At 70.5% G+C, this 22,417-nt stretch carries 17 protein-coding genes; 9 read left to right on the top strand and 8 right to left on the bottom strand.

The window, feature by feature from the left end:
* The first annotated feature begins 42 nt into the window (after positions 1 to 42).
* A complete protein-coding gene (locus OHU74_RS31145) occupies positions 43 to 642 on the top strand; it encodes a hypothetical protein (RefSeq protein WP_371618958.1) in 600 nt (199 codons plus the stop codon).
* Between the two features lie 487 nt (positions 643 to 1,129).
* Here the strand turns inward: OHU74_RS31145 and OHU74_RS31140 are convergent, their stop codons facing one another.
* The 6 genes from OHU74_RS31140 to OHU74_RS31115 form a co-directional block, all read right to left on the bottom strand.
* Positions 1,130 to 2,245 carry a hypothetical protein gene (locus OHU74_RS31140; RefSeq protein ID WP_371618957.1) on the bottom strand — a complete coding sequence of 372 codons (1,116 nt, stop codon included), beginning with the start codon at positions 2,243 to 2,245 and terminating at the stop codon, positions 1,130 to 1,132.
* Between the two features lie 484 nt (positions 2,246 to 2,729).
* Positions 2,730 to 5,273, bottom strand: coding sequence for a TniQ family protein (locus OHU74_RS31135; RefSeq protein WP_371618956.1), 2,544 nt, complete (start codon positions 5,271 to 5,273; stop codon positions 2,730 to 2,732).
* On the bottom strand, positions 5,270 to 6,400 hold the full coding sequence (locus OHU74_RS31130) for an AAA family ATPase (RefSeq protein ID WP_371618955.1): 1,131 nt from the start codon (positions 6,398 to 6,400) through the stop codon (positions 5,270 to 5,272). Before OHU74_RS31130 ends, OHU74_RS31135 begins: the two co-directional genes overlap by 4 nt.
* On the bottom strand, positions 6,397 to 8,583 hold the full coding sequence (locus tag OHU74_RS31125; RefSeq protein WP_371618954.1) for a helix-turn-helix domain-containing protein: 2,187 nt from the start codon (positions 8,581 to 8,583) through the stop codon (positions 6,397 to 6,399). The genes OHU74_RS31130 and OHU74_RS31125 overlap by 4 nt, the downstream gene beginning before the upstream one ends.
* A complete protein-coding gene (locus tag OHU74_RS31120; RefSeq protein WP_371618953.1) occupies positions 8,580 to 9,332 on the bottom strand; it encodes a TnsA-like heteromeric transposase endonuclease subunit in 753 nt (250 codons plus the stop codon). The genes OHU74_RS31125 and OHU74_RS31120 overlap by 4 nt, the downstream gene beginning before the upstream one ends.
* Before the next feature lie 110 nt (positions 9,333 to 9,442).
* Complete coding sequence (locus OHU74_RS31115; protein WP_330299681.1) at positions 9,443 to 10,084, bottom strand: TetR/AcrR family transcriptional regulator C-terminal domain-containing protein; 642 nt, start codon at positions 10,082 to 10,084, stop codon at positions 9,443 to 9,445.
* A gap of 212 nt (positions 10,085 to 10,296) precedes the next feature.
* Here OHU74_RS31115 and OHU74_RS31110 point away from each other — a divergent pair, with 212 nt between their 5' ends.
* The 8 genes from OHU74_RS31110 to OHU74_RS31075 all read left to right on the top strand — a co-directional run bounded on the left by OHU74_RS31110 (position 10,297) and on the right by OHU74_RS31075 (position 20,411).
* Entirely contained in the window at positions 10,297 to 12,009 is a 1,713-nt protein-coding gene (locus tag OHU74_RS31110; RefSeq protein WP_371618952.1) for a ricin-type beta-trefoil lectin domain protein, read from the top strand.
* Between the two features lie 74 nt (positions 12,010 to 12,083).
* A complete protein-coding gene (locus tag OHU74_RS31105) occupies positions 12,084 to 14,420 on the top strand; it encodes an alpha-N-acetylglucosaminidase (RefSeq protein WP_371618951.1) in 2,337 nt (778 codons plus the stop codon).
* Between the two features lie 268 nt (positions 14,421 to 14,688).
* A complete protein-coding gene (locus OHU74_RS31100; protein ID WP_330299678.1) occupies positions 14,689 to 14,973 on the top strand; it encodes a hypothetical protein in 285 nt (94 codons plus the stop codon).
* Between the two features lie 52 nt (positions 14,974 to 15,025).
* Positions 15,026 to 16,027, top strand: coding sequence for a polyprenyl synthetase family protein (locus OHU74_RS31095; RefSeq protein ID WP_371618950.1), 1,002 nt, complete (start codon positions 15,026 to 15,028; stop codon positions 16,025 to 16,027).
* A gap of 74 nt (positions 16,028 to 16,101) precedes the next feature.
* Positions 16,102 to 17,286, top strand: a complete 1,185-nt coding sequence (locus OHU74_RS31090) for an oxygenase MpaB family protein (protein ID WP_371618949.1) — start codon at positions 16,102 to 16,104, stop codon at positions 17,284 to 17,286.
* Positions 17,287 to 17,383: 97 nt separating this feature from the next.
* A complete protein-coding gene (gene sigK, locus OHU74_RS31085; protein ID WP_371618948.1) occupies positions 17,384 to 17,959 on the top strand; it encodes an ECF RNA polymerase sigma factor SigK in 576 nt (191 codons plus the stop codon).
* 43 nt (positions 17,960 to 18,002) lie between these two features.
* Entirely contained in the window at positions 18,003 to 18,746 is a 744-nt protein-coding gene (locus OHU74_RS31080) for an anti-sigma factor domain-containing protein (protein WP_371618947.1), read from the top strand.
* A 96-nt stretch (positions 18,747 to 18,842) separates the two neighbouring features.
* Complete coding sequence (locus tag OHU74_RS31075; protein WP_371618946.1) at positions 18,843 to 20,411, top strand: molybdopterin-dependent oxidoreductase; 1,569 nt, start codon at positions 18,843 to 18,845, stop codon at positions 20,409 to 20,411.
* Positions 20,412 to 20,414: 3 nt separating this feature from the next.
* Here the strand turns inward: OHU74_RS31075 and OHU74_RS31070 are convergent, their stop codons facing one another.
* Both OHU74_RS31070 and OHU74_RS31065 read right to left on the bottom strand, forming a co-directional pair.
* Complete coding sequence (locus OHU74_RS31070) at positions 20,415 to 21,431, bottom strand: exonuclease SbcCD subunit D (protein ID WP_371618945.1); 1,017 nt, start codon at positions 21,429 to 21,431, stop codon at positions 20,415 to 20,417.
* Positions 21,428 to 22,219 carry a hypothetical protein gene (locus tag OHU74_RS31065; protein WP_371618944.1) on the bottom strand — a complete coding sequence of 264 codons (792 nt, stop codon included), beginning with the start codon at positions 22,217 to 22,219 and terminating at the stop codon, positions 21,428 to 21,430. The genes OHU74_RS31070 and OHU74_RS31065 overlap by 4 nt, the downstream gene beginning before the upstream one ends.
* Positions 22,220 to 22,417 lie beyond the last annotated feature (198 nt).

The following is a 22,417-nucleotide window of genomic DNA, read 5'->3' as shown; positions in this document are numbered from 1 at the left end:
GTGACATGGTTCTTACCGGCACCCCGAGACGGAGGGGCATCTTTGGACCAGGGCATAGCGGGACTCCTCGGCGCAGCCGTCGGAGCGCTCGCCGGCGGGAGTGCGGCAGTTGCGGCCGCCTGGCTCGGCCGGAACGGCATGAAGCAGCAGGCAGAAGCGATGGTCCAACAGGCAGAGCGCCAAGCCGGCGCGCAGAGCGAGCAGTGGAAGCGCACTGTCCTACGAGACTGCTGCATCGCCTTCGCCGATGCTGCCCGGCACCGCGTGCACGCCGTGCACCGGTATAACGCCCTGCTCATGTACGACCAGCGCGGGTACCACCAGGACCCAGACGAGATTGCCCGGACCTTCTACGAGTCCGGCATCCCTATGTGGACGGCTTACCTCGCTGTCGAGCTGGAGGCCAACGACGAGATCCGGGAAGCCGCCCTGCTGGTCACCCAAGCCTCATCCGCCATCCCGTTTCTCGGAAGGTGGCCAGTGGCGGGCATCACGCAGGAGGCCTACGACGCATCCGAGGGCAAGGCCAGCGAGATGTACGAACTGGTCGGCGAGTTCGTACGCATCGTGCGGCAGCGCCTGCACCCACGTGACCCCGAGGCGCCCCCGCCCACACCGGCTAGAGCACGGGCGTTCCCGTAGAACAAGGGCATCCCCGTCTCGGAGATCGCGAAGAAACTGCTGGTCATCAAGACGGGAAAGAACGCGGGCAGAACTCCTCGATCGCCCCGCTCTACTGGGCACTCGCCGAGACCGAGGACGCAGCGGCGGACAACGGCCTGCCACTCCGCCCAAGCCAGTCTGCATTCGCAGTCCCGAGGACCCGCTCACCCCCGAGGACATCGCCGAAGCCACCGACCTTCAGATGCGCCACCGTGTCCTGCTGGGCCTGCCGACCTCCCGCGCTGCATACCCACCATCCCTGCACAAACTACTTGAAAGCACACTCACATCCGCCCGAGTCCATCCCGACCTACACATCCGTCGCTGGGCTGCGACAGCAGACCGCGACGGAGTCTGAGCCCGATCCTCACCCCTTCTGGCAGTTACAAGACAGCCCTTAGGTCGACAACGGGGCAGCCAGGCTTGCAATATCCAGGAGAGGGATCCGATGGGCTCTTTCGGATGTTTAGTTGCTTTGCGCCCACTCCTCGTAGAGCTCGGCCACGCGCACGGTGTGCTCGTTTACCTCCTGGCTCAGTGTGGGGAAGTCGTAGCCGGGGTAGTAGGCCTCCACCAAGCCGCAGAGCGGCAGACTCAGCGACAGTTGCGCGGTTACCCGCGCAGCCGGCCGGTAGTGGATGAGGGTGTTACGGAAGCCCGTACGATTACCTTGGAGCATCAGGGCAGTGGTGCTATGGCCGAGGATGGCGTCAAGGATGCCCTGCGACCGTCCAGTGACACTGGCCCCGTAGTGCCTCTGAAGCTCCCTAAGGCTCGCCATCACCTGGTAGAGCGTGACGAACTTGAGCTTGAATACAGTCTCAGCCGAGGCAATGTCCGTGTCACCCGAGAGCATAACGTCGAGGAAGTTAAGGGCGCACCGAAAGGCGGTGAGAGCCCCCACCATGCCGTCATCAAAGGCGGGGTCGAACGCACCGTTAAAATACTTCGCAGTCTTGACGTCCTTGTTCTCGATCTCGCCCAGGTTCATGGCATTCACGAACGTCGTCGGACCCTCCCACGGGAGGGTCCCCAGGAAGCGGGCAACGTAGCCGCCCTGGGACTCACCTACAGCCATAAGCGCCAGGCCGAGTGACTTCGGGTCGGTCAGCTCTTGCGGCGTCGCCCCCAGGTAAAAGCTGGCTACCTGAGTGGTTGTTACCAGCCGACCCCGATAGCTCCAAAGCCCCAGGTCATCTACCCACGCCCGAGCCACCGGCAGCCAAACTTTGCTTCGGAGGTGCTGGCGGAACGCGGTCAGCAGGTCATCGAAGTACTGCGAGACACCGACCATGCCCTTGTTAGGCCCCGTGTCTTTGAAGAGCTTAACTGTGTGCCGCACCCGCTCGATGGTGACGCCATTGTCATAGTTAAGCAGGGTCGCTCGCGCCGGGTCGATCTCCTTGAGAGCCCTGTGCGACTCGTAGACAAACAGGGAGATGTAGTTGTTCATGCAGTACAGCGGGATGAGCGTATTCTCGGGGTCAGCCAAGACGCTGCCGAGGAAACGGCGGGCAAACGTGAAGTCGTTTTCCATGAGTCGCACCGCGACCTGGCTTTCAAGGGTGGTACCCGCGCCCATCTGCTACCCCTTACTGCTGTCACTCGTTGACGATGCTTCAAGCGAAGTATCCGCGCCCTACTTTCGTGCCGCCGAGAATAGATCCGCCCACCTCTGGCCCGAAAAAATAGAGAATGTCGACAACTTCAAGAAAGCAATCCGACTTTAGGCCACGTATTTGATGATGGCAAGACCTGACAGGAAGACCGAAGCCATGCCCGCTACCTTGACAGAACCCTGCAGTTGGTGGCTAATCAATATGGGCTCGGTCGCGCTGGGTAAGCCACTTCCTCGTGGAAGCGGCCCCCACTTCGGACTCCGTACCGTCCGGAGCGCTTGACCCCGTTGACACGACGCTCGCTCGACCTGGGTCAGCCGGATCACGACGGCGCCGTAGAGCGTGCCCAACTCCGCGAGGTTTTCGGCTTCCAGGTCTTCAACGGGATCTCCGCCCTCACAGAGCCAACCAGCATGGTAAGAATGCCCGGCTAGCACTGACCACTCGTCACGGGGTGTTTGTGTCGAGAAGTTCGAGCAGATTCCTGGCCTCACTGATGAAATCTGATCCTCTCTCCGTGGGGGCGAGCGGACTGGCTCGCTTGATCACGGCAAAGCCCACGGTCCGCTCAGTGCGGTTGAGTTGGTTGTGGAGACTGCCGTGATCGATGCCCAGAGCACGCGCCGCCGCGGCGACGTTCCGGTGTCCGGGTAGTTGGACGATGCGGCGAAGGCGTTGGACACAGTCTTTGGTCAGGCTGACGGACCGCATCGCAGGCGACAGGACAACGTCGAGGTGGGCGAATGGGCTGGAGTAGTAGGAAGTGGGATGCCGCGGGATGCCGAGTCTGGCGATCATCGTCAGGACTGTCCGCGCAGAGATGCCAAGCTCGCGTCCGATATCAGGTGAATTCCTCAGCTTGTGTGCGTATTCGTTCTCCAGCCACTCACGGGTGGTGATGCCTTCGATGTCCAGGGACGGATAGCCGTCGCGCACTGGGATGTTGGCCTCGTCCAGTGCGGCCCGGATCGTGGTGGCGGAGCACTTGGCGAGGGCCGCGATCTCCCGCTGAGTGAGGCCCTGCTCTTCGTAGAGTTCTCGCAGCCGATCCGGGGCCAGGGGTCCCTGGCGCGGGATGTGGGTCCGGTGGCGGGAGCGGGGCGGGTCCGGACGGAGGGCCGTGGTGGCGGTGGCCTCGGTGTGGAGGCGCAGGTGGTCCTCGCCAATACCGAGGAGGTCGGCTGCCTCCGACGCTGCCCGGCCGGCGGCCATCAGTTCGGCGAACCGCTCCTGGTCGATCTCCCTGGGGGTGACACCGGGCCAGTGTGCCCCGTCGAGCCAGCGTGTAGGGGGTTCCCAGTGGACTGGTTCGGCGATGTGGTGCCGGGCGAGGTTCGCAGCGGCTTGCAGGTGGAGGAACTCGCGGGTGTCCGCCGGGAGCTGGTAGTGGAACTCGGCGTACCAGCTCGGAGCGCGCGAGGCGGCTCCCGGATGGGCGCCGAGCAGGAGGTGCAGCAGCTGATGGCGGAGCCTGTGGACCTGCCGGGGTGTGACCCGCAGGCCCTGCGTGCGGCAAAGCTGGGCGTACGCGCCGATGTCGAAGTCGATCGTGCTCTGGGAGAACGTCGCCCGGCGCCGTTCGTAATCGATCGGCGTCGGGTGATCGTCCAGGGCGCGGGCCAAGGAGGCGAGCGCGGCGGCCAGTCTCGTCGGATCCTGTCCCCCCATCACGGCGTCGAAGGCCTTCCGGTTGCTGGTCTGGACGCTGTTGTTGCCCAGCAACGCGGAGGCGGTCTTGAAGTCGTAGGCGTTCGAGCCTGTCAGCAGCAGCATGGAGGCGCAGGTTCTGCGGAAACCCGGAAGGAAGCCGGCTCGGGTGGCGTCTGTCGGCAGTAGTTGCATGGTCCATGTCGGCCAGAGCATGGCCGGTGTGCCGGCCGCACGGCGCTGCACTTGGGTGCGGGGCAACGTGGGCATGGCCGGTGTGGTCGTTGCCGAGCCGTAGCGGACCCGGCTCATCAGCCCGAGCTCGGGGTCCATGTCGGCCAGCACCCGGGCGGCCACCTTCGGCCCGGCCAGCGACCACTGTCCGGCGCTGGCGGTCAGGTTGGTCTTGGGGCCCCGCTGGCGTCGGCCGGATGCCAGCAGCCAGGTGAACACCTCGTCGCGAGCGGGATGGTGGTCCTGCGAGGCGATGGCGGCCAGGGCAGTGCCGATCGCGACGTTGTGGGCGTCGTTGGCTTCCTGCCGCTTGGCCAGGGCGGGCAGGGTTCCGCCGCACTCGGCCAGGACTCCGTGAACGGCAGCCGGGGCCGTCGGTAGGTCGGTATGGACGGCCCTAAGTGCGTGTCGGGCAAGCACGTAGAGTTCTTGTCCGCGTGCCAGTGCCGAATCCGTGCCCCGGCCGGCTCCCAGCAGCACTCGATCGACCTCGCGCTGAGCTGCAAGAACGGCTCCACCGCCGGGCAGGGCCACGGCGGGTGCCCGAGTGAGCTCATAGCCGCAGCGCACCGCCCTACCTGTGCCGACGCCGTAGAGGCAGGTGCCGGGTCGGGCCGGGCGGGTGTGGTTGGGCCTGTTGACGACCGGCGAGTATCGGCAGCCAGGGCACCGGTCGAGTAGGAGGAGTCCGTGGCGGGTGCAGGCGAAGGACCAAGGCAGCCTCCATGTCAGCTGCCAGCGCCCGTGGTCTTCCTCCAGGCAGGTAGGGCAGAAGCGGGTGTCGGTGCCGTAGTGCCTCCAAGCCGGGGGCCTGCCCATCATGCGGGTTTCCGGATCGATGGTCACCACTGATCCGTTCCAGGGCCACAACGTCATGGCTGTCAGGGTCCGGGCATCGACTCCGGTCCTGCGGACGATCACATCGTTCTCGAATGCCGTCAGCTGGCGGACCATCAGACGTGGGCGAGCGGTAGGCATACCCATGAACCGCAGGAGCTCCGTCGCAGTGACCGCCAGGCGCCGGGCGAGCGCCTCCAGCCAGCTGTCGAGCCCCTCACCCGGGATCGGAGGTACCCGGATAGGGATGTGGTCGGCAGTCCAACGCGTCACGCGGACTTCCTCCCGATCACGGACTGCGGCCTGCAGGACAGCAGGCCGCCCTCAATTGCCGCCTGCAGGTCCAGCCGGGCCTCCTCGGCTGCGGCGTCGTTCTCGACCTGGTCCATCAGTTCCGCATCGAGGCATTCGCGGCCGGTGCGGATCGCCCGGTAGCAGCCCCGGTTGATCAGCGCCATAAGCGACGCGAAGTGACCGCTGGAGCGGGCCCAGAAGTAGTCCGCGAGGTCGTCGGCCAGCATGCCCGGGTACTTGTCGGCCAGGACCAGCTGCTTTTCGATCGTCAGCAGGACCGTGCGGAAATCCTGCCGCCCCTGCTCGTCCTCCACCTGGAACGGCAGAAGCGTCAACGGGGTCGTACGGCGGCCGAACTGCGCGTGCAGGGACTTCCTCAGCGACTGCCCCTCGCTCAGGATCCCCCGCTCGCGCACGCCGACACCGACGTAGATCAGTGTGACCGGGAAAGTGTTTGACAGGAACTTCAGCTGGTTGACCATCCTGGCCGAGTTCGAGACCCCAGCTGCCAGGAAGTGGATGTCGTCGATCACGAAAGCAGACGTGCGCATGGTCAGGACCGCGTCCACCGCACGTTCCGCCAGGGTGTCGGCGTCTCCGGTCACCGGCAGCTTGTAGAACCGGCAGATCGCCGCGTTCAGGCCGCGGATCTGCGTGTTCCCACTCAGGGCAACATAGATGAGGGGAACCCTGCGGTGCCCGGCGGCCGTCGTCTCCCCGCGCAGAAGGACCTGCTGACGATAGAACTCGCGCCCGAAGTCCATGGCCGCCGTGCTCTTCCCGATCCCCGGATAAGCGTCCAGCAGGGCCGCAGGCTTGGCCTTGGACCCATCCTGACGGTTCGCGCCCACAATCTCGAACAGGCTCTCGTGGAGCTCCAGGAGCTGCGGCGTCTTGATCGGACCGATGTTGGCGTGCCACACGTGTCGGCCGTCGTGGTAACGCACCAGATCTCGCGGGGACAGGTCGGCCATCTGGGCACGCGACAACCGCTCCGGCTGGACGCGGTCCGGACCGTTGACCACCTCCAGCCAGCCGTCCAGGCGCGTGGGCGAGTACTGGCGGTCATCACCTTCGAAGGCCTCGCTCCCCGTCGGCCCGATCACCGACTGTCCCAGACGCCGGCGTAGAAGTCGTCCTCGTCGATGACGCCGCTGGCTGCCCCGTCCCCGGGGAAGGGCGCCTCGCACTCCTGGTCCTCGTCGTCGTCCCCACCTGGCACCACCTCGGGCTCCGGCACCGCGCGCGAGTCCAGCGCGGCGGCCGACTCCTCGCTCCTGGCGGCGGCAGGTGCCACCAGCGAGGTGATGCGGCTGACCGTCGGCAGCTGGGAGACCCCGTCTCCCAGCTCGATGTCGCCCTCGCCGACCAGCCGCAACCGCTCCTGCGAGAGCCGCACCGCCATCCGGCGCTCGGTACGGTCCGCGGTCAGCCCCGCGCCCCATCGCTCCAGCAGCTCGACCAGGGCACGTTTGACGTCCGGGAAGCGGTGCGCCTTGATCGCGATCCGGCGTGCGTACTTCAACGCCTCCAGGCTGGCCGGGCCGTTCAGGGCGGCTGCGTGCTCCCAGTCCAGCGCGTGCCACAGGTGCGACCGCGGATCCTGGAAGTAGATCCTCCTGATGTCCGCGCGGTCCACCGCGACCGGCCACTTGCCCGCCTGTTCGCCGCGGTGCCCGCTGATCTGGTTGCGGTACCCCTCCAGCGCGTCACCGTTGTAGCGAAGCCCGTTGACTTCCACTCCGTAGTGGTGGATCGGGCACCACTCCTCCTCCAGGAACTCCAGCGCGAGCCCCGGCCGCGACGCAATCCGCAACGGCCCTGCCCTGGTCACGCCGTGCTCAAACATTTCCAGCGGGCTCAGCTTCAGGCCCGGGACCTCGGGGACCGTCAGCCCCCGGTGGTGCCGCCGGTGATACACCAAGGTGATCCACTCGCGGATGATCGCCTCAAGCTCGTCCAGGAAGAAGTACGCCTCCTCCTCCACCTTCACCCCGCGGCTGTGCACGTCCGGGCCCTTGTAGCCGGGAAGCGCCGCCAACAGTCCCTGGTTCAGCGTCTTGAACCACCGCTCCACCGGCTTGTCGGTGGGCGTATACGGACGGGCCGGCTGCAGGGAAATGTCGAGCTTCGCGCAGACGCTCGCGATGTGGTTCGAGACGTAGACCTTGCCGTGGTCGTAGATGATTGTCTCCGCGGCGACGGGCGGCAGCAACGGCTGGCCGTGGGCGTCCACCAGCTTCTCCGCGTCCAGCACCACGGTGGAGGGCACCCCGCAGTACGGAAGCGGCTCACCGCCGCCCGCCACCTCGCGGGGACGGATCGTCTCGAACAGGACGCCGGCCACATCCGTCGACTTCGTCGACACCGGCGTCAACCGCAGCCCTGTGATGACCCTGCTGTAGAGGTCCATCGCGACCGTGAGCTCACAGCGCACCCACCGGCAGGTCACCGGCTCCATCGCGAAGACGTCCAGACTGTTGGTGTCCAGCACGACGTACTCACCCGGCCGAGTCGCCCGCAGCCTGCCGTAGACCCCCTGCGGGCTGTTCGCGATCGACCGCTTCCCCTTCGTACTGCCCTCGAACGCATTCGTCCCCCGGCCGAGCTCCTTCAGCAGCGCGTACCCCATCGTCTGCCCCGGAATGGTCACCACACCATGGCCGTGCTCCTTGGCCAGACGCTCCTCGATCTCCGTCAGCACCAGTCCACGGACCGGGCGGCTGGACTTCTCATGCCTCTTGATCACCGAGCGCGCCATGTCCAGCCAGCGCGGATCCGCCCGATCCAGCACACTTCGCGGCTGACGCCGACTCACCAGCCCGGCCGGTCCAGCCCCCTCGACCTTGGACACCCATCGGCGCACCGTGGCCGGATCGACTCCGAGCTCTGCGGCCTTCGCCCGGTACCGGTGCATCAACGGCATCCCCGGCGCATAGTCCGCCCGTGGCTCACCTTCCAACGCCAGTTCACAAGAGCCTAGTTGGTAGCCGAAGCGAACCTCTTGGACGTGCCGGAACCGAACGGTGAGCGCATCGTCCTCAGCGGTGCTGAGGCCACCCATCACAGCACCGACCGCTGGCTCCGCAGGTGGGGCCTCCACCAGGAACTCCGTGGACGGATGCGCCAGCAGCACCGACAAGTCGACCTGCCGCCACGTCGGGCGACCATCCGCCGACATCTGTTGCAGCAGGACGCGACGGCCTTCGATCTCCGCGATCGTGAACTGCTCGCCGTCGTAGGTCAGCGGCAGTCCCGGCCGAAGCGTCGTCGTCCAGGAGGCACTCACGCGGACCTCCGAAGAACCCACTCGCCACTCAGCGGGCGTGACAGGTCAGTGGTCAGCCGACCAGACCACACCAGGGCCAACAGCGCCGGACGCGCCTCGTACTCCGGACGCCCGGCCGCCAGCCGCCGCTCGGCGACCGCGAGCCGGTCCCCGTCCTGCACACATTCCCAAGCACGCTCAATATCGGCTCGCGGAACCACGCCGGGGCGGCGGTAAGCCGCGAGGAACCGGACATTCTCCAGGACCACGCGGTCCTCCCCGGACCAGATCTCGTACTCCCAACCGTGCCGCTCGACCAGCTCACGCGGCCATGCCAACGCTTCCGCGATCCTCGGATCGGCGAGCCGAGCCTCCGGCTTGACGTTCACCACCCGCACCACGCCCGACTCCATGACCAGCAGAAAGTCCGGCACATGCCGACGTACACAGTTCCCGACCCGGGCCGTCATGTGGCACGGCTGGGCATAGATCCCGCGTACTGCTGGATCCATGTCCGCCAGCAGAAGCCGCGCCAGCTCCAGACGGCTCTCGTAGACCACCGGTCCGGCCATCGTCACCGACGCGTACCGCCCCGAGTAATGCGCCTGCCCGTGAACGGAGCGGAACCTCCGCCACGGCACCGACCAAGTGAAATCGGCCAACCGCAGATTCCTGAACGGGATCTTTCGCACCGATGCGTCGTCATAGCGGACCGACGCTGTCGGCTGTTCATACTTCCCATGCACCCGAGCTGGACTCTGAACGGCCATACGATGGAAGCTAGTTACCATCCGGAGTCGGTGCGCGCAGATCCGCGGAAATGCGCATCTGGTGCGCATCTCACGGGTACAGTGCGCACCGCTTCGCGGAACCTAGACCTCTATCGGATGGGCCGGGCCGCCTCGATCAGCTGGCGCAGGGCGCCGTAGTACACCTCGTGGTCGGTCAGGGCGGGCAGTACGTCGGCGAGGCCGCCCGAGAGCACGGGGAACTCCGCGGGGTCCAGGGCGGCCAGCGCCCCCCGCGAGGCGGCGGTGGCCCCCGCCGGATCCCGGTGGTCGACGAAGGCGGCGCTGCCGAGGGTCAGCAGGTACATCCGGCGGTAGACGGTCATCGCTTCGCCGGGGCTCATCCCGGCGGCGACGCTGTCGGCGAGCGCGGGCTCGACGAGCCGCGCCAGCAGCTGCCGCCCGAGCCAGGGCCGGCCGCCGCGCAGGATCAGCAGCCCGGGGTGGGCCGCGAGCAGCCGGTAGAGGGCGCTGAACCGCTGCTCGGTGGCCTCCGCCCAGCCGGTGCCCGCAGGGATCTCGGGCAGCTGGGCGGCCAGGTGCTCGGTGCAGAGGTCGAGCAGCCCGGCGAGGTCGGTGCAGCGGCGCTGGACGGTGGCGTGCGAGACGTCCAGCCGGTCGGCGAGGGCGCGGAAACTGAGCGCGGCGGGGCCCTGCTCATCGAGGATGCGCAGGGCGGCGGCGGCGATCGTCCCGGGGGTCGCGCGGTCCAGGGCGGCTGATCTTCTCGGCATGAGATACACCGTATCAGCCATCGACACATACAGCGTCAGGTACGGAGACACGTACGGCGTCACGTACGGCGCATCAACCCCTTCGTGTGACGCCGACTACACCCATATTGCTGGTCATCCATCGACAACCCTCGACTTATGTTGACAGCGGGTAGTCACACCGCTGCACTGAGCGCGCCACAGCTCCACGTCCCCCACGTCAAGGAGACTCCGTGCCGCCTCGTCTGCGTGCGTCGATCCCCTGCCTGACCGCGGCCGCCCTGCTCGCCCTCGCGCTCTCCCCCGCTCCGGCGACGGCCGAGCCGACCGCGACCTCGGACACCCCGCTCGCACTCACCCCGCCCATGGGTTGGAACAACTGGGCTCACTACATGTGCGACATCGACGAGGCCAAGGTCGTGGCGAACGCGAACGCGCTCGTCTCCACCGGCCTCGCCGCCAAGGGCTACGACACGGTCACCGTCGACGACTGCTGGATGACCAGGAGCCGGGACGCGAACGGCGATCTCGTCGTCGACACGGAGAAGTTCCCGCACGGCATGGCCTGGCTGGGCGAGTACCTGCACGCCAGGAAGCTGAAGTTCGGCATCTACCAGGACGTCGGCCACCTCACCTGCGAGCGCTACCCCGGCAGCGGCTCCCCGGACGGCGGCGGGCCGGACCACTACGCCCGCGACGTCCGGCAGTTCGCCTCCTGGGAGGTCGACTACGTCAAGATGGACGGCTGCAACCTGTGGGTGCCCCCGGGGCGGACCAAGGAGCAGGCCTACCGGGACGCCTACAACTCCGTCGCCGGGGCGCTGCGCGACAGCGGCCGGAACATGGTGCTGTCCGCCTCCGCGCCCGCCTACTTCCAGCAGGGCGAATGGGGCGGCTCCGACTGGCACAAGGTGATCGACTGGGTCGGCGAGACCGGTCAGCTGTGGCGCGAGGGCAAGGACATCAAGGTGTACAAGCCCGCCGCGCCGGACACCTCCCGGTGGAGCTCGGTCATGGGCAACTACGGGTACAACCGCTGGCTCGGCCGGTACGCGGGCCCCGGCAACTGGAACGACCCCGATTTCCTGATCGCCGGCGCCCCCGGGCTCACGGCGGCGGAGAGCCGCAGCCAGGTCGGCCTGTGGGCCATGATGGCCGCGCCGTTCATCCTCTCCTCGCAGGTCTCCGAGATCGGCGCGGACGGGCTCGCCGCCCTCGGCAACACCGACGTGATCGCGCTGGATCAGGACCCGATGGGCCGTCAGGGCGCGGTGGTCTCCTCGAACTCCACCTTCGACATCCTGGTGCGCCCGCTCGCCGGCGGGGACCGCGCCGTGGCCGTCCTCAACCGGTCCGCCGGTGCCCGTGACATCCGCGTCCCGCTCGAAGAGATCGGGCTGGGCTCCTGCACCGCCACCGCGAAGAACCTGTGGAACGGGGAACTCCATGAGGTCTCCGACGCGTTGACCGGCAAGCTGGCCGCCCACGACACCGCCGTCTGGCGGCTGACCCCGCGGGCCGGCTGCGCCCCGGCCGTGCCCACCGGGCAGATCGCCGGGCAGGGTTCGCGCCAGGGAGCCGCCTGCGCCGACGGGGCGAACACCACCGGCGTCGGCGCCGTGGTGATGGGCGCCTGCACGGGCGCTCCCGACCAGCGCTGGACCGTGGGCCGGGACGGCAGCCTGCGCCTGGCGGGCGAGTGCCTGTCCGCGGGCGCCGACGGCCTCGTGGAGCTGGCCGGCTGCGCCTCGGACCGGCGGCGCGAGCCGGGCCAGAGCTGGACGCCCCGCCGCGACGGAGCCCTGGTCCAGGACGCGAGCGGGCTCTGCCTGACCGCCCCCGCGGCCGCGGCAGCCCCGGCCGACCCCGACGCCCCCGCCGAGCGGCTGCGGCTGGCCGCCTGCGGCGACCACCGCGTCGACCAGGCCTGGGCCCTGCCGGTCTGAGGGCCGCGCCCATGAGCGAGCAGTCCGCAGACCCCGTAGCTCCCCGAACCACCATCCAGACGAGGACGACGCCTATGTCCGGCCCGATCCCCCGACCCGGCGGAGCCGGGCGGGCACGCCGCCGGGTCACCCTGGCCGCACTGCCCGCAGCCCTGCTCACCCTCGCGGTCGCCGGGGCCGCCCCCGGAGCGACGGCCCCGGTGGCCCCCGTACCGGCATCAGCACCAGCGGCGGCAATGGCAGCGGCACCGGAAGCCGCACCGCATGCCGTACGGGGCCGCGCGCCGGGGACGTCCCGGCCGGGGGCCTTCGACGCCGCCCCGGCACGGGCGGCCCTGGAGCGGCTGCTGCCGCACCACGCCCGGCAGTTCACGCTGGTGCCCGACCCCGGAACTCGCGCCGGGGCCGACACCTTCACGGTGTCCGGGACCGCCGGCGCGATCACCGTCCGGGGTTCCACCGGCGCCACCCTGCTGACCGGGGTCGGCTGGTACCTCCAGCACATCGCCGGCGCGGACATCGGCTGGCCCGGCGACAGCATCGGCATGCTGCCCGCCGAACTGCCCGCGGTGCCCGCCCCCGTCACCCGCAGCGCACAGGTACCGCACCGGTACGCGCTCAACGACACCGACGACGGGTACTCGGGCCCCTACCGCACCTTCGAGCAGCACCAGCGCCAGATCGACCTGCTCGCCCTGCACGGCGTCAACGAGGTGTTCGTCCAGGCCGGGGCCGAGTACCCGTACTACCGGGCGCTCCAGCGCTTCGGCTACACCGGCGAAGAGCTGCGGCAGTGGATCCCGGGCCCCGGGCACCAGAGCTGGTGGCTGCTGCAGAACCTGAGCGGCTTCGGCGGCCCGGTCACCGAGCAGCTGATGCGCGGGCGGGCCGAGCTGGGAGGCCGGATCGCCGAGCAGTTGCGCGCTCTGGGCATGACGCCGGTGCTGCCCGGCTACTTCGGAACCGTGCCACCGGGCTTCGCCGCGCGCAACGCGGGCGCGGTGACGGTGCCGCAGGGCGACTGGGCGGGCTTCGACCGGCCGGACTGGCTGGACCCGTCCTCCCCGGTCTTCGCGAGGCTGGCCGCCGACTACTACGCCGAGCAGCGTGCGGTGTTCGGGGACAGCGCGATGTACCGGATGAGCCCGCTGCACGAGGGCGGGCAGACCGGCTCGGTCGATGTGAAGGCGGCCGCCGGTGCGGTGCAGCAGGCCCTGTGGGCGGCCCATCCGGGTGCGCTGTGGGCGGTGCTGGGCTGGCAGGACGATCCGACCAAGGAACTCCTCGCCGGGGTGGACACCTCGAAGCTGCTGATCCTGGACGGGCTGTCCGACCGGTACAACCGCCTGGACCGGGAAGCCCGTTGGGGTGGCGCCCCGTACGCGATGGGCACGATCTACAACTTCGGCGGGCATACGACGACCGGCGCGAACACCTCGGTCTGGATCGACCGGTTCAAGGCCTGGCGCGCGAAGAGCGACAGTGCGCTGGCCGGCACCGCCTACCTTCCGGAGGCCACCGGAACCAACCCGGCGGCCTTCGACCTCTTCACGGACCTGGCGTGGGAGCCGGGCCCGGTCGATCAGCGCAAGTGGTTCGCCGAGTTCGCCGGTAGGCGTTACGGCCGTCCGGACGCGGAGGCCTCGGCGGCGTGGGAGGAGTTGCGCAAGGGCCCGTACAGCACCTCTTCCGGGCTGTGGTCGGAGTCCCAGGACAGCCTGTTCTCGGCCCGGCCTAGCCTGACGGCGACCGGGTCGGCCTACTGGAGCCCCAAGTCCATGCGCTATCCGGCCGGTTCGGTGCGCCGGGCCCTGGACCACCTGCTCAAGGTGGATCCGCGGCTGCGCGGCTCCAGCGCCTACCGCTTCGACCTGGTCGACACCGCCCGGCAGGCCCTCGCCAACCACTCGCGGGTGCTGCTGCCGCGCATCAAGGCGGCCTACGAGGCCCGGGACCTGGCCCTGTTCCGCGAGCTGACGGCCGAATGGGCGCACCGGGAGCAGCAGTTGGACGAGCTGGTCGGTTCCGATCCGAACTTCCTGCTCGGCCCCTGGCTGTCGGCGGCCCGCGCGCACGGGTCGGACCGGGCCGAGCAGGACCGGTACGAGTACGACGCCCGCTCGATCCTGAGCGTGTGGGGACGGCAGAGCACCAGCGAGGGCGGCTTCCTGCACGATTACGCGAACCGCGAATGGAGCGGCCTGGTATCGGAGTTGTACGCGCGCCGGTGGTCCTCCTACTTCGCTTCGCTGGAGGACGGGCTGGTGCGGCGGGCGGCGCCGAGGGCCATCGACTGGCACTCCTTCGAGGAGCGGTGGGCGCGGCTCACCACCCGCCACCCGGACCGGCCCAGCGGCGATCCGTACGTCCTGGCCGCCAAGATCGCGGCCTCTCTGCCCGCCGTGAAGTGACTTGACGGAAGTGACCCGCCGGCTGCCCGCCGCCACATGACCCGGTCGGCACATGACCTACCGGCCGGCGCCCGTCGGTGAACCGCGAACACCGTGAACCTCACCCTCGCGTGGGAACCTTCCCACCCTCACGGGGGAAAGTTCCCCCGACGGCCCGCCGGGTCGGCCGGGTACTGGGTTGACTGGCGGGGAAGTTGATCAGGGGCGGCCGCCGGAGCGATCCGGTGGCCGCCCCTTCCGATGCCGCCCCGCCGGAAGGACGCCAGCCTTGTCCGAGACCGACCCGGACCGGCCCTCCGCGACGCTGGAGCTGCTGACGCTCCTCGCCGCCGGAGCCGCCGATCTCGCCATCGACCAGTTACGCCAGTCCGCGGACCGGGCACAGGACGCCCTGCGCCGCTCCGACCTGCGGGAGCTGATCACCGACGGGGTGGTGGAGCTGCGCAAGCGCGGGGAGATCGCCACCCGCCGGGCGGGCGCACCGGGCATGGACAACTACCTCGAAACCATGGCCCGCCGGGCCGCCGAGAGGGCCGGCCATCCCCGCGCCTGACCACGCCGCCCCCGGCCGCACCGCCCACGACCATGCGGGGTTCAAGGCCCGCGTGGACGAGGTGCTGACCGGCCTGGTGGACGAGGAGGAGCGGGCCCTGCTCGACCTCAACTCCGAACTCTCGCCGCTCTCCGAGCAGTTGCGCCGTTCACTGGCGCGCGGGAAGCGGCTGCGCGCCGCTTTCCTGTACTGGGGCTGGCGGTCGGCGGGCCAGCCCGACTGCGAGGGGGTGGTGCGGGCCGCCGCCGCGATGGAGCTGGTGCACGCGGCGGCCTGCACCCACGACGACATCATCGACGACAGCCGGACGCGGCACGGGCAGCTCACCGCGCACGCCGCGTTCGCCGCCGCCGGGCAGCGCCCCACCGCGCTCGCGCTGATCCTGGGCGACCTGCTGATGGGCTACGCCGGACACGTCTTCGCCTCCTGCGGCCTCCCCGGCGCCTACCTCGCGCGCACCACCGGGCTCTGGACCACCCTGTTGCGCGAGACGATGGCGGGAGAGTTCCTGGAGGTGCTGCGCACCGCCGGTCCCGCGAGGGAGCCCCGGGTCGCCGAATCGCTGGAGATCTGCCGCTTCAAGACGGCCAAGTACACGGTGGAGCGGCCGCTCCAGCTCGGCGCCACCCTCGGCGGCGCGCCCCGCGCGCTCTTCGACGCCTTCTCCTCCTACGGGCTCCCGCTCGGCGAGGCCTTCCAGCTCCGCGACGACCTGCTCGGGACCTTCGGCGACCCGGTCAGGACCGGCAAGTCCAACTCCGACGATCTGCGCGACGGCAAACCCACCGCGCTCCTCGCCCTGACCCTGGAAGCCTCGGGACCGCAGGGGCGGGCACTGCTCGCGAAGCTGGTCGGCAAGCGGGACCTGAGGCCGGAAGAGGCGGACTCCCTCAGGGAGTTGATGGAGTCCTGCGGGGCCCGGGAACGGGTCGAATCCATGATCCGGGAGCGGATCGACCGGGCCTGCGCCGCGCTGGACACCGTACCGATGCCGGCCGAGGCCCGCTCCGCGCTGCGCGAGCTGGCGGGCACGACCGCCGAACGGTCGCGCTAGCGGGACCACGCGAAGACGACGCAGACGACGCCTCAGCCCACGACCACCGCGACACGAAGAAGGACGACCGACACGTGAACACGGCCGACGCCGCCACCGCTTCGCGCGCCCGTTACGACGAGGCCGCGCTCGACGCCCTGAGCACCCAGGGCGACCCGCTCGCCGACGAGACCGTCGCGACCCTGCTGCGCCGGGGCGAGGTGGGCGACCTGAACACCCTGATGCGGTTCTTCGGTACCGCCGGGGACGAACTCCCCGACCGACTCCCGGCCAGTGCCCGCGACTACTTCGAGGCCACCGCCCTGCCGCCGGGCTGGGTCGACTGGGACGTCATGGAGCGGGCCCGGCTGTTCTTCATGGACAACGCGGCCCACATCAACACCGGCCTTTCCTTCGCGGCGATGCCCGTGACCTACGCCGTACCTCGGATGGCACGGCTGCTCTCCTCGACGCACTCGCTCGCGTACCCCTCGCGCCGGATGGCCAACACCGGCCAGTTCGTGACGTACTTGATGCGCAGCGACTCCTTCGCACAGGGCAGCAGGTTCATCCCGGCCGCCCAGAAGGTGCGCCTGCTGCACGCGGCGGTCCGCCACCACCTGCGCGAGGGCGGCCACTGGGACGTGGAGCGGCACGGACTGCCCATCTGCCAGGAGGACATGATCGCCGGATTCGGCATGTTCTCGCTCCTGGTGCTGGACGCCATGCACCGGCTCGGCGTGCACATGAGCGAGGAGGGCGCCGAGGCGTACTTCTACGCGTGGCGGGTCGTGGCCGCCGTCCTGGGCTGCGACATGTCCTCGGTCCCCGCGACCCTCACCGAATGCCGCGCCTACCTCGACCTCTACCTCGCGCGCCACCTCGGCCCCTCCCCCGAGGGCGTCCGCCTCAACGCCCAGTTGATGCGGCTCTACGAGGACGTGGTCCCCGGCACCCTCTTCGACCCGCTGGTGCCCGCGACGATCCGCTACCTCGTCGGCGACACCCTCGCCGGCTGGCTGGAGGTGCCGCGCGGCCCCTGGGACACGGCGGCGCGGGCGGTCCCGGTGTTCATCGGGCTGCTGGAGACCATCGAGGACAGCGGTCCGCTCGCCGAGTGGGCCCTGGACAAGGCGGGCTCGCTGCTCGCGGGGTTCGAACTGTCCGCGCTGACCCGCGGCCGGGTGATGCACCACGCGATCCCCGAGGAGCTCAAGCCCGACTTCGGGGTGAAGCTGCCGCGGCCGGGCCGGTGGGTGCCGCCGCCTCCCGTCCATTGATCCGGACTTCGGCCAATCCGGTGGCACGCCCGCTACGAATGACTGACGGAGCGTGCTGCTGCGGAGGAACGCCGGTGGATCGCGGAGGATCGGTGCCGTGGACGACCTGACGCGGGCCGAGGAGACCGAGCGCCTGTCCGTCCTGCTCGGCCGGGTGGCCGAGGGGGACGAGGCGGCGTTCGTCTCCGTGTACGAGGCGGTGAGCGGGTCCGTACTGGGGGTGGCGCACGCCGTGCTGCGCGACCGCGCCCAGGCGGAGGAGGTGGCTCAGGAGGTGCTGGTCGAGGTGTGGCGCACCGCCGGGCGCTACCGCGCCGACCGGGGCACGGTGCGCACCTGGGTGCTGACGATGGCCCACCGCCGTGCGGTGGACCGGGTCCGGTCCGTCCAGGCCTCGGCCGACCGGGAGCGCCGAGCGGCCCGGCTCGAGGCGGCGCTGCCGGAGTTCGACGAGGTGAGCGAGGCGGCGATGGACCACGAGGAGCGCGAACGGGTCCGGCGCTGCCTGTCCTCGCTGACCGGGATCCAGCGCCAGTCGGTGACCCTGGCCTACTACCGGGGCCTGACCTGCAGCGAGGTGGCGCAGACGCTGTCGGTGCCGCTGGGTACCGTGAAGACGAGGCTCCGGGACGGCCTGCTGCGACTGCGCACCTGTCTCGGCGTTTCAGCATGAGGCCGGCCGGGGTTCGGGAAGCGGAGAGCGGGGTGAGCGGGCGATGAGCGTGCACGAGGAGACCGGGGCGTACGTCCTGGACGCGCTGCCCCCGGCCGAGCGGACCGCCTTCGAGGCGCATCTGGAGTCCTGTCCGGAGTGCGCCCGGGAGGTACGGGACTTCGCGGCCACCGCGGCCCTGCTGGCCCGGGCCGTCGCCGTGGAGCCACCGCCGGAGCTCCGCGAGGCGGTGCTGCGCCGCATTCGCGCGGAAGGCGCAGCCGAGCCCGGCACCGCGCCGCACACGACCCCCGCCCGCCGCCCCTGGCTGCGCTGGGCCCTCGCCGCCTGCCTCGCGGCCGCGGCCGGGCTCGGCGGGGTCGCGGCCTGGCAGTACCAGCGGGCCGACGACGCCCGGCAGTCCGCACACCGGGCGCAGGCCGGAGCCGAGGCGCTGACCGTGGTGCTGACCGCCCCCGACGCCCGGCTGGTCAGCGGCCGCACGGCCGATGGCGCGACGGGCACGGTGGTCCTCTCCCGGGCCCGGGACCGGGCGGTGTTCGTGGCCGCCGGGATGCCTTCGCCGCCGGCCGGGCGGGTCTACCAGATGTGGTTCGCCGACCCGGCGGGTGCCATGCGCCCGGCGGGGCTGCTGGATCCGGTCCGGCCGGGCGCTGCGGCGCTGCTGGCCGGGCCCGTGGGCGCGGCCACCGGGATCGGGGTCACCCTGGAACCGGCGGGCGGATCGGCGGCGCCGACGACGCGGCCGCTGATGCTGTTGGCGTTCCCGGCGCGCGGAGCCCCGTAGAACCGGGCCGCACCTGCGCCCCGACGAACCCACCCTCACAGGAGGAATCAGACCAAACCGGTCAGGCGGTGATTCCGAATGATTCATGTGACTCCTATGAAGACCGACCCGAGGCGTCCGAGGCGGTACCGGCTCGGCGCGCTCAGCGGACTGCTCGCCGCAGGCGCCGGACTGGCTCTGGCGGAGCTGGCCGCGGCGGCCGTCCGGCCCGAGGCCTCCCCGGTCACAGCGGTCGGCGGGGCCGTGGTGGACCGGACCCCCGTCGCCCTCAAGGAGTGGGCGGTCCGCCAGTTCGGGACCGACGACAAGCTGGTCCTGACCCTCGGGATCGTCGCCGTGCTGGCCGCGATCGCGATGGCGGCCGGGCTGCTCGCCGTACGGCACCTGCCCGCGGGCATCGCGCTCGCGGCCGCCTTCGGGGTGGTCGGAGCGGCGGCCGCCCTCAGCCGGCCGGAGGCGACCTGGAAGGACGCACTGCCCTCCCTGGTGGGCGGGGCCGCCGCCGCCGGAGTGCTGTACCTGCTGGTCACGGCCTTGCGGCGGCCGGCTCCCGGTCCTACTGCGGGCGGCCTGGACCGGCGGGGCTTCGGCCGCCTCGTGGTCGCCACCGTGGCGCTCTCGACCGCCGCCGGATACGCCGGGCGGCGGCTCGGCGCCTACGGCTCGGCCGGGGCCACGGCCTCCCGGGCCGACTTCGTCCTGCCCCCGCCCGCCGTCCCTGCGCCGCCGGTACCGGCCGGGGCGCAGCTGCGGATCCCCGGGATCTCCCGCTTCGTGACCCCGAACAAGGACTTCTACCGCGTGGACACCGCCCTGGTCGTCCCGCGCGTGGACGCGGACACCTGGCAGCTGCGCATCCACGGGGACGGAGTCGCCAGGCCCCTCACCCTCGGTCTGCGGGAGCTGCTCGCCCGTCCGCTGGTCGAGCACGACATCACCCTCACGTGCGTGTCCAACGAGGTCGGCGGCCCGTACGCGGGCAACGCCCGCTGGCTCGGCGTGCGCCTCGCCGATCTGTTGCGCGAGGCCGGGGTCCGGCCGCCCTCTCAGGGCGGTCCGGCCGACCAGCTGGTGGCGCGTTCGGTGGACGGGATGACTCTCGGCACCCCTGTCGAGGCCGTGATGGACGGCCGGGACGCGCTGCTGGCCGTCGGGATGAACGGTGAGCCGCTGCCCTTCCAGCACGGTTTCCCCGTACGCATGGTCGTACCGGGCCTCTACGGGTACGTCTCCGCGTGCAAGTGGCTGCGCGAGCTGCGGCTGACCACCTTCTCCGCGTACGACGCGTACTGGGTGCGCCGGTCGTGGGCCGCGCGGGCCCCGGTCAAGACCCAGTCGCGCATCGACACCCCGCGCTCCTCCGCCGAGCTCGCCGCGGGCCGCGTCGCGGTCGCCGGGGTGGCGTGGGCGCAGCACCGGGGCATCGCGCGGGTGGAGGTACGGGTGGACGCGGGCCCCTGGCACGAGGCCCGGCTCGGGGAAGCGGACGGGGACGACACGTGGCGCCAGTGGGTGTGGCCGTGGGAGGCGTCGCCCGGCCGGCACACCCTGAAGGTCCGGGCCACGGACCGTACGGGCGCCGTGCAGACGGGGGAACGCGCGGGGTCCGTCCCCGACGGGGCGACCGGGTGGCACTCGGTGTCCGTATCGGTGTCGGGGCGGTAGCGGTCAGTGCGCCGGGTCGTCCGGCGCGGGGCAGACCATGGCGGCCGGGCCCGCCAGTGCGCGGGCGGTCCGGAGCAGGCGCGGGGGCGTGGCGGCGCTGAGGGTCCAGACGACGGCCCCGCCGGGGGGCGGCTCGGGGACGGCCGCGAACCGGGCCCGCAGGTCGGCCTCGACGGTCTCCGGGTCCGGGACCGGTAGGTGCAGGGTCTCGTAGCGCACCGGCGCGGTGTCCACCTGCCGGATCTCGATGCGGGTGGTGCGGGTGGCGCCCGCGGCATTGCCTGCGCCCGCGGAGTCCTCGGCCCCGATCAGCAGCTCGGTGAACCCGCGGCCGCCCGCCTCGCCGGGGCCCCGGGCGTGGGAGTTGCCCGGGTACACCGCGACGGCGGCCGTCTCCGGGATCACCCGGTGGTGGACGTGGCCGAGCGCCCAGTAGTCGTACCCGGCCCGCTCCAGGGTCCGCGGCGCCGTCGGTGCGCAGATCCGGCGGCTCCAGGACCCGTCCAGGCTGGTGTGCAGCAGCCCTATGTTCACGGTGCCCGGGACCGGGCGCGGATATCCGGCGGCGAGGTCGCGCCGCTCGTCGGGGTCCGCCACCGACTGGCCGTGGACGGTGACGCCCAGGCCGGTCCAGGACACGGACTCGGGGGCGTCGGAGCCGAGCCAGCGCACGGAGGGCGGGAGGTTCAGCTTGTGCGGCAGCGGGGTCTCCGCGTCGTGGTTGCCCGAGACCACCACCGTGCGCAGGCCCGCATCGTGGAAGGCGCCGAGCGCGTCCTGGCAGGCGGCCAGCGCCCGGGCGTCGGTGTGGCGCCGGTCGAAGACGTCCCCGGCGATGAGCACCCCGTGGTAGCCGCCGCCGGTGATCCGGAGCACGGCCGCGCGCAGGGCCTCGTACGGGGCCTCGTGCGGGTCTATGGCGGGGGCCCCGGGGTAGTCCGCCAGGCCGCGCAGGGCGGACCCTATGTGCAGGTCGGCCAGGTGGGCCACGCGTATCGGGCCGGGCGCGGACACCTTCACCGGCCCAGGATGAGGTCGGTCTTGAAGGCGTCCCGCTCCAGGAGCCAGCCCTCGGCCCGGAGCTTGCCCATCATGTCGGAGCGCAGCTCGACGGCTTCCCGCAGGGTGCGCGCCTTGGCCGTGATCTCGGTGAACCAGGTCAGCTCACCGGATGCGCTCCGCAGTCGGCTGACTTGTGTCTCCATCGCATGATCGAGCATGCGACCAGGATAGTTGGCCTGCCTCACCGGACCGTGGAGACGGGATGAAGCGGCGACGGACTCCGCCCAACCGACCGGTTTCGCACCCCACTTGGCGAGCTTTCCGGGGAGCCGGTCCAGAACCAGGGCGCGGGAGACCTCCAGGCCGGGGAGCTCTCCGGGGGCCAGGCCCGGTACCGGACGGCACTTCTTGTTGGTGAAGTCGACGGTGGCGCGAGTGTGGCTCAGATTCACCTGGACGCCGTAACTGCAGTCTCCGACGCCGAGGTTGTAGCCGCCCGCCCGTTCCATCACCCGCCGTACGGCCGCCGGTTCGGTGCCGTCGCCGTCGATGTCGAACCGGGCCTTGTAGGCGAGGCGGATCCGGTTCTCGTCGTCGTGGCGCCGGATGCGGACGATCCAGCCCTGGCCGTTGAGGCTCTGCCCGGCGTCGTCCATGTACTGGGCCACCTCGACCCGGCCGGGCGCACCGAGGCAGAGCGCGGCCGTGGCGGCCTCCGTGGGCAGGCCGTCGGCGTCCAGCACCTGCTCCGGGTCCAGCAGGAGCTTGACCTGGTAGACGGCGCGCGCCGAGGACAGGGACGACACCCTGGCCCGCGGTCCGGAGTGAATCCGGCGATTCGTTGTTTTCGGAGTTTTCCGCATATCCCCGTCGATCATGCCTTATACGACACCAGCGCGTACGAAACCTCCGGAACCGCGACGGTGAACAGGCGGTGAATCTACCGCAGGCCCGTCGGTCGAATGGCGCTCGTCCGCCGCTCGACACGGTGTGCGCCACCCCTT

Origin of the sequence: Streptomyces sp. NBC_00454 (genome assembly GCF_041434015.1) — a bacterium.
Taxonomy (GTDB): Bacteria; Actinomycetota; Actinomycetes; order Streptomycetales; family Streptomycetaceae; genus Streptomyces.
The sequence above is the reverse complement of the archived record's forward strand: the minus strand, read 5'-3'. Positions and strand labels throughout refer to the sequence as shown.

Excerpts from the sequence above, each read along its gene's own strand:
- OHU74_RS31140 (WP_371618957.1), bottom strand. The coding sequence starts at position 2,245 with ATGGGCGCGGGTACCACCCTTGAAAGCCAGGTCGCGGTGCGACTCATG.
- OHU74_RS31120 (WP_371618953.1), bottom strand. The coding sequence starts at position 9,332 with ATGGCCGTTCAGAGTCCAGCTCGGGTGCATGGGAAGTATGAACAGCCG.
- OHU74_RS31115 (WP_330299681.1), bottom strand. The coding sequence starts at position 10,084 with ATGCCGAGAAGATCAGCCGCCCTGGACCGCGCGACCCCCGGGACGATC.
- OHU74_RS31105 (WP_371618951.1), top strand. The coding sequence starts at position 12,084 with ATGTCCGGCCCGATCCCCCGACCCGGCGGAGCCGGGCGGGCACGCCGC.
- OHU74_RS31080 (WP_371618947.1), top strand. The coding sequence starts at position 18,003 with ATGAGCGTGCACGAGGAGACCGGGGCGTACGTCCTGGACGCGCTGCCC.
- OHU74_RS31075 (WP_371618946.1), top strand. The coding sequence starts at position 18,843 with ATGAAGACCGACCCGAGGCGTCCGAGGCGGTACCGGCTCGGCGCGCTC.